This window comes from Tenacibaculum dicentrarchi (genome assembly GCF_964036635.1).
Lineage (GTDB): Bacteria > Bacteroidota > Bacteroidia > Flavobacteriales > Flavobacteriaceae > Polaribacter > Polaribacter dicentrarchi.
Genome location: NZ_OZ038524.1, coordinates 729501 through 742905 on the forward strand (window position 1 = coordinate 729501; position 13405 = coordinate 742905).

Sequence of the window (13405 nt, forward strand, 5' to 3'; positions counted from 1 at the left end):
CTAAAAAATGCCTAAAGTAACTGTACATAGAAAAGCCCATTTTAATGCTGCTCACAGGTTGTTTAACCCTGATTGGTCTGATGAAAAAAATCAGCAAATTTTCGGGAAATGTAGTAATCCGAATTATCATGGGCATAATTACGATTTAATCGTTTCTTTAACGGGAGAAATAGATAAAGAAACAGGGTATGTGTATGATTTAGGAATTCTAAAAACATTGATTAAAGATGAAGTAGAAGATGTGTTTGACCATAAAAATTTAAACCTAGATGTTGCTGATTTTGAAAATTTGAATCCAACAGCTGAAAATATATCAGTAGTAATATTTAATAAATTACGCGGTCATATTCCTGTAAATTTAGCGCTAGAAATTACGCTTTATGAAACTCAAAGAAATTACGTTACTTATAATGGGTCTTAGACATGATACATCAATTATTACGATTTGAACCAATTTTAAAATCTAAAATTTGGGGCGGACAAAAATTAAAAACAGTACTCCATAAAAAAGCAACCAAAAAAGATGTTGGTGAGAGTTGGGAAATTTCAGACGTACAAGAAGATATTTCAATCGTTAATAATGGCAATTTAAAAGGATGCTCTTTAAAAGAACTTATTCAGGAATTTAAAGAACAAATTGTTGGCGAAAAAGTATATTTAATTTTTGGAGATAAATTCCCGCTATTAATTAAATTTATTGATGCTAAACGTAAATTAAGTTTACAAGTACATCCGAATGATGTTTTGGCACAAAAAAGACATAACTCGCTCGGGAAAACCGAAATGTGGTATATTGTAGATGCTGATAAAAAAGCAAAAATAATTATTGGTTTTTCAGAGGAAACCGACAAAAAATCATTCTTAAAAACCGTTGAAAATAACGATGAATTAGCATTATTAAATGTAGATTATGTTAAAAAAGGCGATACTTTTTTAGTGCCATCAGGACGTGTACACGCTATTGGAAAAGGTGTTTTATTGGCAGAAATACAAGAAACTTCCGATGTTACCTATCGAATTTCCGATTGGGGAAGAAAAGATTCCAACGGAAAATTAAGAGATTTACACCTGAATTTGGCTTTAGATGCCATTGATTATTCGGCAAAATCAAACTATAAAGCCGAGTATTTAAAACGTAAAAATAATCCATCAACAATTGTCGATTGTAAATATTTTACCACAAATTATTTGCATTTAACACAAGATTTTATCATCAATAATCATGATAAAGATAGTTTCGTAATTTATATGTGCGTGGAAGGAACCGTAATTTTTGTCTATGAAAATCAACATGAAAAACTTCGTTTAGGTGAAACTATTTTAGTGCCATCTTGCATTAAAAATGTAACTGTTATCACCAAAAATGCCAAACTTTTAGAAGTTTTTATCAAATAAAAAATACTTCAAAAGAAGTGTAAAATAAGCCCAAAATAAGTAAATTTTTCATTTTGAGCTTCTTGTTTTTAAATATCAAAATTTAAGAGGCTTTTTGTAATTGATATCCAAATAGTGCTTTACAAATAATTTCTTGCTTTTTTTCTTTTTTTGAAACCGTTATCTGTAAAATAATTTCAGTATCATTCAATTTTTTAATATTATTTTTAATGATAAGATTATCATTTAAATAGGCATTTTTGATAATATCAAAATCAATGCTTTTAAAACTTAAATTAGGGAAATTTTTGTGAAATACAAGGGAGGAAGTTACGCTGGTTTCAATTTTTTGATATAAAACACCTGTTTTTAGCGTTTTATTTTTGTGAACCTGTTTTTTACTAACGGTAAATTGTGACGTACTATTTTTAGAAGTGATTTGGGTATTCATTATTTATGGGTTTATTGGTGGAAATTTAGATTTTTCGTAAAACGGATTTTGAACCAAGGACATTATTGTTTTTAAGTGCATATTAATTTGTTTTGACATTTTTACGGTGTTCATAGTTTGTTCAATTTTAAAAGGTTTGTGAAAAAAGTATAAAAAAAAAGGTGCTTTTTTTATAAAAAGCACCTTTTGTAGTTTGTATTAAATTGGTTTTAAAACCGTTGTTTAAAGCGATTACTAGGCGTACTTTTTATATAGGCATATTTTTTGCGCATAGGCATACACTTTATCATGACGATAGTGTTTAAAATAATGCGATATGTATGTAAAAGTACTTTCATTAGAAATTTAGCGAGTTCAAATTTAATAAAAAAATTAGAAAATAACTAAAAGCTTAAAAATAATACTGTTAAAGTTTTAATAAGTCTAATTTTACTCACTTTAATACTTTATTTAAATATGTATCTTTGATTTGTGTAAATAACTATAATTTATGAAAATAATTGCAATGATTCCCGCGCGTTATAGCGCATCTCGTTTTCCTGGAAAATTAATGAAAAATTTAGGAGGAAAACCTGTAATTGTAAGAACCTATCAAGCTGCTGTTACTGCCAATTTATTTGATGAGGTTTATGTGGTAACCGATTCGGAAATCATCTTCAAAACCATAGAACAAGCAGGAGGAAAGGCTATAATGAGCATCAAAGAACACGAATGTGGTTCGGACAGAATTGCCGAAGCTGTTGAAAATTTAGAGGTAGATATTGTGGTAAATGTTCAAGGAGATGAGCCTTTTATTGATACTGTTTCTTTATCAAAATTAATAAAAGCTTTTGAAGATGATAAAAATAATAGTATAGATTTAGCATCTTTAAAAGTAGCAATGACATCTTTAGAAGATATTGAAAATCCTAATAATGTAAAGGTAATTACCGATGTAAATGATTTTGCTATCTACTTTTCGAGAAGCGTAATTCCTTTTCATAGAGATAAAGAATTAAACGTTACATATTATAAACATAAAGGGGTATATGCTTTTAGAAAACAAGCCTTACTCGATTTTTATAATACGCCAATGACTCCTTTAGAAGCCGCAGAAAAAATAGAATGTATCCGTTATTTAGAAGTTGGTAAAAAAATAAAAATGATTGAAACATCGGTAGAAAGTATTGGAATTGATACGCCTGAAGATTTAGAAAAGGCAATAAAACAACTCGAAAATGAATAAAATAAAAGTAATTGCCTTTGATGCCGATGACACACTCTGGATAAATGAAACTTTTTTTAGAGAAGCTGAAAAGGAGTTTGCGAAATTATTATCGGGCTACGAAACTGAAAATAAAATTCATCAGGAGTTATATAAAAAAGAAATTGATAACCTTAAAATTTACGGCTATGGCGTAAAAGGTTTCGTGTTATCAATGGTAGAATGTGCTTTAGAATTATCTAATTATAAAGTAAATCAAAAAATTATAGACAAAATTCTTGAAATCGGTAAAGAAATGCTAGCCCAACCAATCGATTTATTAGATGGAGTAGAAGAAGTACTGCAAAAATTACAAGGAAGGTGTAAAATAATTGTAGCCACCAAAGGTGATTTATTAGATCAGGAGCAAAAATTAGAAAAATCAGGTATTTTAAAATATTTTCATCATACCGAGGTAATGAGCGATAAAAAACCAGCCGATTATTTAAAATTGATAAAACATTTAGATATTCAGCCTTCGGAATTATTAATGATTGGAAATTCGTTGAAATCGGATGTTTTGCCTTTAATTGAAATCGGTGCTGCTGCAATTCATGTGCCTTTTCACACCACTTGGGCGCACGAACAGGTAGAAGGAAATCAAAAATCAACAGAATATCAAACGGTTAGCAATATTACCGAAGTGTTAAATTTTTTATAGATGCAATATTTAGATATTGAAAATTGGAATAGAAAACAGCATTTTAATCATTTTAGAACTTTAGCGGATCCAACATTTGGGCTTGTCGCCGATGTTGATGTTTCTAGTTGTTATCGGCAAGCAAAACAGAAAAAAGAATCTTTTTTTGTGCGATATCTTCACGCATGTATGAAGGCAATTAATGCCATTGATAATTTAAAATACCGAATAGAAGACGATAAAATAGCAATTCATAAGGTAATTAATGTATCAGCAACTATTGCACGAACAGATACTACTTTTGGCTTTTCATTTATTGATTTTTCAACGGATTTTGAGGTGTTTAATGCAAATTATCAGCAAGAAAAAAAGCGTGTACTTAGCACTACTGATTTATTCCCACCTAAATATTCAGTAGCTTGTGTACATTGTTCAGCCTTGCCTTGGGTTTGTTTTACAAGTCATAAAGAACCAAATTCGGGAAATAAAAATGATAGTATTCCACAATTTTCTTTTGGAAAGATAAAAACAGTAAATAATCAGAAATTAATGCCTGTAGCAATCAATGTAAACCATGCGTTGGTAGATGGATATCATGTAGGACAATTTTTTGATAAATTTCAGGCTGAATTAGATAAAATCGATTAATTTTGCAAAAAAATAATAATTATGGCAAGCATTAAAAACTTAAAAAAAGATATCGATTATACTTTAGGAGATATTATTGATATCTGTAGATTATCAGCGGAGTTAAACCCAGGTGAAACAGCAGAAAAATCAGAAGCTATTATAGATGAAGTTTTTGAAACTTTTGATACTTTAATCGCAAAAATTAATGCTAAAAATGTAGAAAATAAAAAAGCACATTTTAAAGCAATTAGTACTGAATTAGAAACCAAAGCAAATGCTTTAATAGAAAAATTAAATAGCTTATAGTTAACTGTAAGTTAAATAATTAAAACTGATACTTTAACAAGTATCGGTTTTTTTTTGCTGAATTTTAACATATTATAAGGAATAAAATGTTGTAAATTACGTTCGTAATGTAGAACATATAAACCCCCGTAAATAAACAATAAGCATGGCAAGAGCAATGTATGAGTACACCAAAATAGTACTGGAAAAGGTAAGTTTTAATACTGATTTATTTTGTAGAGAGTTAGAAAAAGCATTAAATAGATTATTACCTTACGAAATAAATGAATTAACCATTTGGTTAAAACAATATACTGTAAATAAGCCTAAATTATATCCTAGTTTGGCTTTAGTCAAATAATTTTAATAAAAAAAGAAGCTATATAGCTTCTTTTTTTATTAAAGTCAAAGTAAGTGAAAAATGATTAAACTCGTTTTCTAGAACATCCGAATAAACGTTTATCTTTAATGGTTTTAGAAACTCCTTCAGGAAGCATTTCTTCCCAGCCTTTTTCATTATTTTTAATCATCGTTAAAACTTTTCTAGAAAAAATATGTAAACTATTTTCATCTAAGTTTTTAATATCTACAAATCTTCCATTATGTTTGAAAAATTTATATAATTCTTTCATTCGAGGATGTACTTTTAGGTTTTCAGTATTTATGAATTCACCTGTTTCTTGGTCTTTATAAGGATAGGTGTATATTTTTAAATCTCTGTAAAAAAGTTTACCAGAAGCTTCTAAAATTCCACCGCTAAGGTTACGATAATATTTTTCATCAAAAATTTGAACAAGACTCTGAACCCCCATTGTTAAAGCCATTCTTTCTTTTGTAAATTCACCAAAATAATCAACTAGTTTAAAGTATTCTTGATAGTTGGTAATCATTACATTTTGCCCAAGTGCACAAAGTAACTCGGCTCTGTCTAAGAAATCACGTTCATTAATTTCTCCTTCTGAACGAAGATTACTAAGGGTAATTTCGAAAATAATTTGTGTTTTATCGGGGTTTACTTTTTTTTCTGCTAAAAATAATTGTTTAGAACGTTCAAACATATCCATATTTACTTTGGTAACAGGGCGATAGCTTCCACGTAATGCTAAAATATTCTTTTTATAAAGTACTTGAGCAGGTAATAAGTTATTTCCATCAGGACCGAACATTACGGCATTTGTCATTCCATTTTTAACTAATTGTAAGCTCATTAAACGATTATCGACATACATAAATCGAGGTCCAGAGAAATTAATCATATCAATTTCTAAGCGGTCACTATCAATATTATCGTAAAAAGATTTTAATAACTCCTTTGGATTATCATTTAAATAATATGCTCCATATACTAAGTTAACTCCTAAAACACCTAAAGTTTCTTGTTGCTGACGTGCATCAGTTTCTTTAAAACGTAGGTGTAAAATAATTTCGTTATAATCTTCTAAAGGGTCTAGCTGAAAACGAATACCAACCCAACCGTGTCCTTTAAATTTTTTAGAAAAATTAATTGTTGCAACGGTATTTGCATAGCTAAAAAATAATTTATGAGGATGTTTTTGACGATCAAGACGATCTTCAATTAAATCCATTTCATGTTTTAGCATTTTTTTTAATCGCTTTTCAGTTACATAACGATTATCACTTTCAATTCCATAAATAGCATCTGAAAAATCTTTATCATAAGCACTCATTGCTTTTGCAATAGTACCTGAAGCACCACCAGCTCTAAAAAAATTACGAACAGTTTCTTGTCCTGCACCAATTTCAGCAAATGTTCCATAAATATGAGAATTTAAGTTAATTTTTAACGCTTTACTATTTGTGGTGGGTACGGTACTTATTTTTTTATCTCCTTTAAGTGTGATGGCCATTTTTCTAATTTTATGTTATCGCTACAAATGTACTTAAAATAGCAACTATGATATACTTTTTGTCTTATTTTTGTGTTAACAATTAAGAAAAAATGCAATTGAAAATTACTTTTTTAGGTACAGGAACGTCTACGGGCGTTCCGATGATTAATAGTACGCATCCTGTGGCGTTGTCTAACAATTTTAAAGATAAGCGTTTGCGTTCATCAATTCTTGTCTCTTGGGATGATATTAATTATGTTATTGATTGTGGTCCTGATTTTAGGCAACAAATGATGCGTGAAAAAGTAGCATCAATAAACGGAATTTTATTTACCCATGAACATGCAGACCATATTGCTGGTTTAGATGAAATCCGTCCGTATTGTTTTCAAATGGGGGCAGTGCCTATTTATACAACCGAAAGAGTATTAGGAGTTTTAAAGAAAAGATATGATTATATTTTTAAAACAGAAAATAGATATCCGAGTGCACCCGCAGTAGCTACTAATATTATTTCACATAAAAATAGTTTTACTCTTGATGGTGTTAAAGTTACTCCGATAGAGGTAATGCATGGAAGGTTACCTATTTTAGGGTATCGTTTTAATAATATAGCCTACTTAACAGATATTAAAACTATTTCATCCGAAGAAAAAAAGAAATTGACTAATTTAGATGTTTTAATTGTTACAGGATTACGAAAAGAACCACATGCAACACATTTTAATTTAGAAGAGTCATTGGCTTTTATTGCCGAAATAAAACCTAAAAAAGCTTATTTAACGCATATTAGTGAATTATTAGGTTTGCATGAAGAAGTTGAAAAAGAATTGCCTGAAAATGTATTTTTAGCTTATGACGGTTTAAAAATTTAATATTTATTTTTCTAATATTAGTATTGATTTAAAGTATCAGAATTAGTTTGGTGGTTTAAAAGTGTATGCTATTTTTACATTAAAAATTAATTCAAACACTAATTGAATGAAAATAATTATATCTCCAGCAAAGTCCTTAGATTTTGAAACAAAAGCTTCTACAAAATTATATTCTCAACCTCGTTTTTTAGAATATTCAACAAAATTAAACACAAAATTAAAAACACTTTCTAAACAAGATTTAAGTGATTTAATGAAAATTTCTGATGATTTGTCAAACTTAAATTATCAACGAAACCAAGATTGGCAAACTCCTTTTAATTTAGAAAATGCGAAACAGGCAATTTATTCTTTTACAGGAGCAGTTTTTAAAGGTATTGATGTAAATTCTTTATCCGAAGAAAAAATACCAACTTTACAAAATAATCTTAGAATTTTATCAGGATTATATGGCTTATTAAAACCTTTAGATTTAATTCAACCGTATCGTTTGGAAATGAAAACGAAATTAAAAGTAGGCGAAACCGAGAATTTATATAAATTTTGGAATAATGAATTGGTAAATTCGTTAAATGATGAGTTAGAAGACGGAGAATTATTAGTAAACTTAGCGAGTTTAGAATATTTTAAAGCTTTGCCTAAAAAACTTTTAAAAGTACCAATGATAACGCCTGTTTTTAAAGATTTTAAAAATGGCGAATATAAAACTATCATGACTTTTGCTAAAAAAGCAAGAGGATTAATGGCGCGTTATATTATCGAAAATAATGTTAAAACAATAGAAGAATTAAAAGGTTTTAATATTGATAATTATGGTTTTTCTGAAGAAATGTCAACTGAAACGGAATTATATTTTACTAGATAAAATGATTAAAAAAACTCTGAAATTAGCTATTTTATCAACATTGTTTTTGTTGATTGCCATTTATTTGTGTAATTTTTTAATAGAAAAACAAACAAAAGATAAACTGTATTCTAGCGTAACTGAAATCCCGAAACATAAAGTCGGGCTTGTTTTAGGTACATCAAAACATTTGTTAAATGGGCGTGTAAATTTATATTATAAGTATAGAATACGTGCGGCTATATCATTATATAAATCAGGGAAAATTACTTTTATTATTGTGAGTGGTGATAATAGCACCGAAAAATATGACGAGCCAACTACTTTTAAAAACGATTTGATAAAAGCGGGTATTCCTGCGGATAAAATATTTTTAGATTACGCAGGTTTCCGAACTTTAGATTCTGTTGTAAGAGTAAAAGAAATATTCGGACAAACAGATGTTACTATTATTTCTCAAAAATTTCATAATGAAAGAGCTATTTATTTGGCAAATCATTTTGGAGTTAAAGCAATCGGATTTAATGCTAAAGATGTTTCTGGTAGATATGGGCTAAAAGTTCAATTAAGAGAATATTTAGCCCGAGTAAAAGTATTTGTTGATATTTTATTTAATGTGCAACCGAAATTTTTAGGGAAATCAATAGAAGTGAAATAGGTTGTTTTTTAGAAAAAAATGATTAATTTCTTTTTAGATAGCTAATATCTAACCTGTTTTTACCTTTTTTATTTTCTGTAAATTTAGTAGATACACATTCGTTACAAATAACTTCTCTTTCATTATTAAAATAATCAGTAACTGTTATTTTATTATTTTTGATGTGTTTCGCAATTGTTTTGAATCTTGTTTTATAAATAGCAGTGTTTAAAAGTTTTTCTTTTAAAACTGCTTCGTTCTGATTTCCTAAAACATACATTTTTAATAAAAAATCATTACAGCCGTTGATACTAAAAGCGTATTCAAAACCTTCTTCTTTGTAAAATTCTAATTTTAGTTGATTAAAAGCAGGGTCTATATCATAATTGGTTTTATACTCTTCTTTAAAGATGCGTTTATTTTTCATTGCAGACATAGCACAATCAATATAGTTTAGTGATATTATTTTACCATTTTTAAATCCAAGATGCGTATTTATATGATAAATAGGGAATTTATTTATGTTACTTTGATGGCTTGTACTTATTTTAATAATAGGTGTTTTGTTTTTAAATCCGTCAATATTATAGATGTAATTAGAGAAATCGCCAAAGCCAAAATACCCGATATAATCTATATTTTTTGGCGATTTTATTTGAACAATACCATAAGAAACCATAAATTCATTTCCACCGTCACTAGTATCCGTTATTTTTGCCCACATATCTTGTGTACCATCTTTATTAAAATCATTTAAACTTTCGTCATAGAGTTCTATATCTACAGTACCTAATGTAAAATTATGGTCTAAATTATAAATAATATAATATTTTCCAATAGAATAGCCCTTATATATAGAGAAAAGCTCTGTTAGATATTTTTTACGAAAACTATCTCTTATTTTTTCATTATCAGTTTTACAGGATTGAAATAAAAAGAAACTAAGGATTATAATGGTTATTTTTTCTTTCATGTTTTTTGAATAAACATTTGTTATGTTCTTTAGATGAATAAATTTAATAAATAAAATTTTTAAGTTCTGATATAAGAAAGTAAATTACTTTATTAAAAAACAAAAACCCTCTTAAAAAGAGGGTTTTTATAGTTTTTTTATAATGATGATTTTTTTAACAAGCTGCTAAACCAACAGTAATTGCTAAACCACCTTCAGAGGTTTCTTTATACTTTCTGTTCATATCTTTTGCAGTTTCCCACATAGTATCGATAACTTTATCTAAAGGAACTAACGATTCTTTAGGATTAGTTTCTAAGGCTAATTCGGTAGCATTAATAGCTTTAATTGCTCCCATAGCATTACGTTCAATACAAGGTATTTGAACTAAACCACCAATAGGGTCGCAAGTTAAACCTAAATGATGTTCCATTGCTATTTCCGCTGCAACTAAGCATTGCCCAGGACTTCCTCCTAAAAGCTCTGTAAGTGCTCCCGCTGCCATTGCTGATGATACGCCAATTTCTGCCTGACAACCGCCCATGGCTGCCGATATGGTTGCATTTTTCTTGAAAACACTTCCAATTTCACCTGCAACTAATAAGAATTTTTTGATGTGTTCAAAATCAGCTTTATGATTTTCTATTACTAAATAATACATTAAAACGGCAGGGATTACACCTGCACTTCCATTTGTAGGAGCGGTTACAACTCTACCTAAAGCGGCGTTTACTTCATTTACAGATAGTGCTAAACAGCTTACCCATTTTAATATTTCACGAAATTTTACTTCGGTACTTCTAATGGCGGTAATCCATTCTTGTTGGTTGTTGTAAGTAGCATCTTTAATTAGTTTAGTATGTGTGTCAAAAGCTCTACGTTTTACATTTAATCCACCTGGTAAAATACCATCTGTATGACAACCAATATACATACATTCGAGCATGGTATCCCAAACACGTTTTAACTCTGCATCAATTTCTTCAGAAGATTTTAAAACCAATTCATTCTGATACACAATTTCAGAAATATTTTTGCCTTCTTTTTCGCAATAATCTTCTAATTGTGTGGCTCTGTTTATAGGATATGGAAAGTTTACTTCGTTTATTTCGGTATCTTGAGTTACTTTTATTTCTTCTTGAATAACAAAACCACCCCCGATAGAATAATAGGTTTCTGTAGATATTTCTTTTCCTTTGCAAAAACCTCTAAAAATTAATCCATTAGAGTGAAAAGGTAAGAAGTTTTTATTAAAAACAACATTTTCAATAGAAAAAACCAATTGTTTTTCGGCATTAAAATGCAAGCGTTTTGTTTCTTTTATTTTATTGATAATTGTTTCAATACTATCAACAGGAATGTATTCAGGATCGGTACCACTTAAACCTAGTAAAACGGCTAAATCAGTTGCATGACCTGTTCCTGTTAACGATAAAGAACCGTATAGGTCTATTTTAATACCATCAATAGTATTAAAAACACGCTCTTTTTTTAATTTTTCAATCCATTGTTGGGCAGCTCTCCAAGGACCTAAAGTGTGTGAACTTGAGGGACCTACGCCAATTTTAAGCATATCAAAAACACTAATAAATTGAGACATAAATTTAATTTGTTTGTTGAGCGCTAAAATAGAAAAAGTCCTGTATTAAAATCAATACAGAACTTTTTTTTATGAAAAATGTGTATTTTGTATTTCCCTTACATTCCGTACACTGCTTCTTTGTTAAACTTTTTTGTTAACAAATAGTAAACTACAGCTCTGTATTTCTTTCTTTCTGAGCGACCTATTTGTTCCATAACTTGGTCAATAGCATTATCTAATTCAGGAGTATCTGCTAAACCTAATTTTTTGATTAAAAAGTTATTTTTAACGGTTAGCAATTCTTTTGGATCAGTACCTGATACTGTTTCGGCATCTGTTTTGTAAATTGAAGGACCTAATCCTTTGGTTACAGCTGTTAATAATTCAAGATTTACAGACAGTTTTCTGTCGTCCATAAACTTTTTATACAATTCTACTTTTTCGTCAAATTTACTCATCTTTTTTCTTTTAATTATTTGTTAATGTAGCATTACATCATTTCAAATATAGCTAAATAATTTGTTCTTTCAAATAAGAAAAATTAATAATTTTAATCAAAAAAAAATGTTAATTATTTCTTGTAATGACAATACTTTAGAAGAAATTATTTATATTAGGTATTATTATTGTAGTATATTTAGCTATAATCAAACAGGTAGTTTATGTCGATATTAAAATTTGAATCTATGCTGAAAACCAACGATGTCTATTTTTTTGATGCCGTTGAGTTTGAAACAATTATTGAACATTATTTAGATATAGCCAAAAATTCATTGGCTAAAAAAGCGGTGTCCTTAGGCTTAGAACAGCATCCGTCATCAATTCAATTAAAATTAATGAAAGTAGAGCTTTTAGTTTTTGATAATGAATTAAAAAAAGCCACTGAATTGCTTAAAAATATTGAAGCTGTTGAACCTTATAACGATGAGGTTTTTATTCAAAAAGCATTAATTTTATCTAAAAAAAATAAACATAAGCAAGCAATATCAGTTTTAAATGAATCGCTATCTTTTATTGAAGATCCAGCAGATATTTGGTCAATGTTAGGCATGGAATATTTGTATTTAGACGATTATAAAAATGCTCGTTTAAATTTTGAAAAATGTGTAGCTTTTGATATGGAAGATTTTTCGTCTTTATATAATATTGTGTATTGTTTTGATATGGAAGAAAAACATATTGAGGCGATACAATATTTAAACACTTATATAGATAAAAACCCTTATTGTGAGGTAGCTTGGCATCAATTAGGTAGAAAATATGCCGAAATAGGAATGCGTAGAGAGGCGCTTACGGCATTTGAATATTCGATATTAATAGACGAAAATTTTATAGCTGGTTATTTAGAAATGGCTAAAACTTTAGAAGATTTAAACCGCTATGAAGAGGCTATTAAAAACTATAAAATTACCTTAAAGTTAGACGAGCCTACGACTTTTTCATATATAAGAATAGGGGATTGTTACGAAAAATTAGAAAATAGTAATAAAGCAATTTATTTTTATAAAAAAGCAGTTAACAAAGATCCTTTTTTCGATAAAGGTTGGGCGTTATTAACGAATATTTATTTTGAAAATAAAAACTATCAGAAAGCGCTATATTATATTAAAAAAGCCATTGAAATAGATGAAATAAACCCTTTTTATTGGCGAATATATAGCGATATAAATTTAAAATTGAATTTTTATGAAGAGGCTGTAAAAGGATTTTATACCTGCATTGAGTTAGGCGATGATGAAATGGAAGTTTATACTGATTTAGCAGATATTTTATTATTTTTAGGTGAATTTGACGAAGCTTTAAAAATCTTGATTAAAGCCAAAAAACTATATGAAGATTTTGCTGAAATTGAATATCGTTTGTGTGGTTTGTTTATGATTTTAGACAAGCAATCGTACGGATTAATACATTTAAAAAATGCGTTGGCGATTAATTTTGAATTGCACGATATTATAAATGAGTTGTATCCTACTGTTTTTGAACACGAAAAGGTTCAGGAAGTTATTTCTGATTATAGAAAAGCCTTGAAATAATTATTTCAA

16 protein-coding genes are annotated in these 13405 nt (G+C 28.6%); 11 read left to right on the plus strand and 5 right to left on the minus strand.

From position 1 onward, the window contains the following. The first annotated feature begins 7 nt into the window (after positions 1–7). A complete protein-coding gene (locus ABNT14_RS03240) occupies positions 8–421 on the plus strand; it encodes a 6-pyruvoyl trahydropterin synthase family protein (RefSeq protein ID WP_101903665.1) in 414 nt (137 codons plus the stop codon). A 2-nt stretch (positions 422–423) separates the two neighbouring features. Beyond that, the gene (locus ABNT14_RS03245) at positions 424–1395 is read left to right on the plus strand and encodes a type I phosphomannose isomerase catalytic subunit (RefSeq protein WP_101903664.1); all 972 of its coding nucleotides are present in this window, start codon (positions 424–426) and stop codon (positions 1393–1395) included. An 82-nt stretch (positions 1396–1477) separates the two neighbouring features. Here ABNT14_RS03245 and ABNT14_RS03250 read toward each other — a convergent pair whose 3' ends face one another. Continuing rightward, positions 1478–1825: a hypothetical protein gene (locus ABNT14_RS03250; protein WP_101903663.1), complete on the minus strand. Its 348-nt coding sequence runs from the start codon at positions 1823–1825 to the stop codon at positions 1478–1480. Between the two features lie 490 nt (positions 1826–2315). On the opposite strand from ABNT14_RS03250, the gene kdsB reads away from it, so the two are divergent. The 5 genes from kdsB to ABNT14_RS03275 all read left to right on the plus strand — a co-directional run bounded on the left by kdsB (position 2316) and on the right by ABNT14_RS03275 (position 4984). Beyond that, positions 2316–3050, plus strand: coding sequence for a 3-deoxy-manno-octulosonate cytidylyltransferase (gene kdsB / locus ABNT14_RS03255; protein WP_101903661.1), 735 nt, complete (start codon positions 2316–2318; stop codon positions 3048–3050). After that, positions 3043–3729: an HAD family hydrolase gene (locus ABNT14_RS03260; RefSeq protein WP_101903660.1), complete on the plus strand. Its 687-nt coding sequence runs from the start codon at positions 3043–3045 to the stop codon at positions 3727–3729. Before kdsB ends, ABNT14_RS03260 begins: the two co-directional genes overlap by 8 nt. Continuing rightward, positions 3730–4356: a CatA-like O-acetyltransferase gene (locus tag ABNT14_RS03265; RefSeq protein ID WP_101903659.1), complete on the plus strand. Its 627-nt coding sequence runs from the start codon at positions 3730–3732 to the stop codon at positions 4354–4356. It begins immediately after the preceding gene. A gap of 21 nt (positions 4357–4377) precedes the next feature. Then, positions 4378–4644 carry a hypothetical protein gene (locus ABNT14_RS03270; RefSeq protein WP_101903658.1) on the plus strand — a complete coding sequence of 89 codons (267 nt, stop codon included), beginning with the start codon at positions 4378–4380 and terminating at the stop codon, positions 4642–4644. A 145-nt stretch (positions 4645–4789) separates the two neighbouring features. Next, on the plus strand, positions 4790–4984 hold the full coding sequence (locus ABNT14_RS03275; protein WP_101903657.1) for a hypothetical protein: 195 nt from the start codon (positions 4790–4792) through the stop codon (positions 4982–4984). A 64-nt stretch (positions 4985–5048) separates the two neighbouring features. Here ABNT14_RS03275 and ABNT14_RS03280 read toward each other — a convergent pair whose 3' ends face one another. Continuing rightward, a complete protein-coding gene (locus ABNT14_RS03280) occupies positions 5049–6491 on the minus strand; it encodes a nicotinate-nucleotide adenylyltransferase (protein ID WP_101903656.1) in 1443 nt (480 codons plus the stop codon). Between the two features lie 98 nt (positions 6492–6589). On the opposite strand from ABNT14_RS03280, the gene ABNT14_RS03285 reads away from it, so the two are divergent. The 3 genes from ABNT14_RS03285 to ABNT14_RS03295 all read left to right on the plus strand — a co-directional run bounded on the left by ABNT14_RS03285 (position 6590) and on the right by ABNT14_RS03295 (position 8850). Beyond that, complete coding sequence (locus ABNT14_RS03285) at positions 6590–7348, plus strand: MBL fold metallo-hydrolase (protein WP_180947650.1); 759 nt, start codon at positions 6590–6592, stop codon at positions 7346–7348. Between the two features lie 106 nt (positions 7349–7454). Then, entirely contained in the window at positions 7455–8213 is a 759-nt protein-coding gene (gene yaaA, locus ABNT14_RS03290; protein WP_101903654.1) for a peroxide stress protein YaaA, read from the plus strand. Between the two features lies 1 nt (position 8214). Continuing rightward, positions 8215–8850 (plus strand): ElyC/SanA/YdcF family protein, encoded by a 636-nt coding sequence (locus tag ABNT14_RS03295; RefSeq protein ID WP_101903653.1) that lies wholly within the window; start codon positions 8215–8217, stop codon positions 8848–8850. 22 nt (positions 8851–8872) lie between these two features. On the opposite strand, the gene ABNT14_RS03300 is transcribed toward ABNT14_RS03295, so the two are convergent. The 3 genes from ABNT14_RS03300 to ABNT14_RS03310 all read right to left on the minus strand — a co-directional run bounded on the left by ABNT14_RS03300 (position 8873) and on the right by ABNT14_RS03310 (position 11821). After that, complete coding sequence (locus tag ABNT14_RS03300) at positions 8873–9802, minus strand: hypothetical protein (RefSeq protein WP_101903652.1); 930 nt, start codon at positions 9800–9802, stop codon at positions 8873–8875. 154 nt (positions 9803–9956) lie between these two features. Then, positions 9957–11381, minus strand: a complete 1425-nt coding sequence (locus ABNT14_RS03305) for an L-serine ammonia-lyase (RefSeq protein WP_101903651.1) — start codon at positions 11379–11381, stop codon at positions 9957–9959. A 98-nt stretch (positions 11382–11479) separates the two neighbouring features. Further along, positions 11480–11821 (minus strand): DUF2853 family protein, encoded by a 342-nt coding sequence (locus ABNT14_RS03310; protein WP_101903650.1) that lies wholly within the window; start codon positions 11819–11821, stop codon positions 11480–11482. A gap of 204 nt (positions 11822–12025) precedes the next feature. On the opposite strand from ABNT14_RS03310, the gene ABNT14_RS03315 reads away from it, so the two are divergent. Further along, on the plus strand, positions 12026–13396 hold the full coding sequence (locus tag ABNT14_RS03315; protein WP_101903649.1) for a tetratricopeptide repeat protein: 1371 nt from the start codon (positions 12026–12028) through the stop codon (positions 13394–13396). Positions 13397–13405: the final 9 nt, after the last annotated feature.

Bases quoted from the DNA above. Each gene is read 5' to 3' on its own strand.
- ABNT14_RS03310 (WP_101903650.1), bottom strand. From the start codon at position 11,821: ATGAGTAAATTTGACGAAAAAGTAGAATTGTATAAAAAGTTTATGGAC.
- ABNT14_RS03305 (WP_101903651.1), bottom strand. From the start codon at position 11,381: ATGTCTCAATTTATTAGTGTTTTTGATATGCTTAAAATTGGCGTAGGT.
- ABNT14_RS03295 (WP_101903653.1), top strand. From the start codon at position 8,215: ATGATTAAAAAAACTCTGAAATTAGCTATTTTATCAACATTGTTTTTG.
- ABNT14_RS03245 (WP_101903664.1), top strand. From the start codon at position 424: ATGATACATCAATTATTACGATTTGAACCAATTTTAAAATCTAAAATT.
- ABNT14_RS03300 (WP_101903652.1), bottom strand. From the start codon at position 9,802: ATGAAAGAAAAAATAACCATTATAATCCTTAGTTTCTTTTTATTTCAA.
- ABNT14_RS03270 (WP_101903658.1), top strand. From the start codon at position 4,378: ATGGCAAGCATTAAAAACTTAAAAAAAGATATCGATTATACTTTAGGA.
- kdsB (WP_101903661.1), top strand. From the start codon at position 2,316: ATGAAAATAATTGCAATGATTCCCGCGCGTTATAGCGCATCTCGTTTT.
- ABNT14_RS03250 (WP_101903663.1), bottom strand. From the start codon at position 1,825: ATGAATACCCAAATCACTTCTAAAAATAGTACGTCACAATTTACCGTT.
- ABNT14_RS03240 (WP_101903665.1), top strand. From the start codon at position 8: ATGCCTAAAGTAACTGTACATAGAAAAGCCCATTTTAATGCTGCTCAC.
- ABNT14_RS03260 (WP_101903660.1), top strand. From the start codon at position 3,043: ATGAATAAAATAAAAGTAATTGCCTTTGATGCCGATGACACACTCTGG.
- ABNT14_RS03265 (WP_101903659.1), top strand. From the start codon at position 3,730: ATGCAATATTTAGATATTGAAAATTGGAATAGAAAACAGCATTTTAAT.
- ABNT14_RS03280 (WP_101903656.1), bottom strand. From the start codon at position 6,491: ATGGCCATCACACTTAAAGGAGATAAAAAAATAAGTACCGTACCCACC.
- ABNT14_RS03315 (WP_101903649.1), top strand. From the start codon at position 12,026: ATGTCGATATTAAAATTTGAATCTATGCTGAAAACCAACGATGTCTAT.
- yaaA (WP_101903654.1), top strand. From the start codon at position 7,455: ATGAAAATAATTATATCTCCAGCAAAGTCCTTAGATTTTGAAACAAAA.
- ABNT14_RS03275 (WP_101903657.1), top strand. From the start codon at position 4,790: ATGGCAAGAGCAATGTATGAGTACACCAAAATAGTACTGGAAAAGGTA.